The following is a 938-nucleotide window of genomic DNA, read 5'->3' as shown; positions in this document are numbered from 1 at the left end:
TGAACTCAGAAGGAGTATGTTGTTTTAACGGACTGGAATATATAACCTTTTTCCTTTCTCCAAAACCTCTCCAAAACTTTTCTCCAAAATACCTACCTTTTTTATGACCTCCGTCAGTAATTAATCCTCTCCCATGAGCCCAGCAGCGATAAATTAAATTGCAAGTTTGGTCCATTCCTTCCCGCGATCATCGTTGTATCTGTCAGTGGTTGACTGTGTTTTATGCCCCAGCAAAATTTTCGTATCGATCCCCTGGGCTCGGTAAAGTCGTTCGGACAATGAGCGCTGTTCGTGAAACGTTGTTGGTGTTTTTCCTGCAGGCGGTACGATACCTGCTGCATCACGTGCCGCAGCAAACTCTTTAGAAACCACAATCAGATTCACAGGTTTCGCCTTACTGTTCATTTTTCCGTGCAAGAGATAGGGGCTGACAAACCTATCCCTACATTTACGTATTACATCTTCAAGCGATAAGCCAATAGCCTCACATCGGAGGTTCAGCGGTAATGCAATGCGGGCCCCCGTTTTGCTTTGCTCGATGTGTAAATAGCCGTCCTTAATGTCTGAAAATTTCATGTTCGCAATATCCTCCCGGCGCTGACCAGTGACCAAAGCGAGCAGCATCGCTTTATGCGAGTACCGATCCTCCGGTATTTGCTCCAGTATTTTTTTCCATTCGTCCAGAGAGAGGCGTGCACGTGTAACCTTCACCGAAGGTTTTTTTGTTGCTGCTGGTGGATTCCATCCAGGAGGGACCTCTCCTGCATGTTGAGCTTCAGTGAAAATATCCACCCACACCACCCGGTTGCAGAGGGCACTGCTGGCATGTCCTGCATCCAGATATTCATCCAACAACACTGCAAAATCCTTTACCTCCAAACTCTTCATTGGCCGAGAACCATGCCGCCTGGAAAGCAGCTCTGCCATGCGTTTTTTTT

1 protein-coding gene is annotated in these 938 nt (G+C 46.9%); it reads right to left on the bottom strand.

What is annotated here, in order from left to right; all coding sequences use genetic code 11:
• Positions 1–153: 153 nt before the first annotated feature.
• Positions 154–938 (bottom strand): tyrosine-type recombinase/integrase (locus ETG88_RS21760; RefSeq protein WP_129036379.1); only part of this gene is annotated, 785 nt, incomplete at its 5' end.

This window comes from Lelliottia nimipressuralis, assembly GCF_004115925.1.
Lineage (GTDB): Bacteria > Pseudomonadota > Gammaproteobacteria > Enterobacterales > Enterobacteriaceae > Enterobacter > Enterobacter nimipressuralis.
This window is presented reverse-complemented; position numbering and strand designations above follow the sequence as displayed.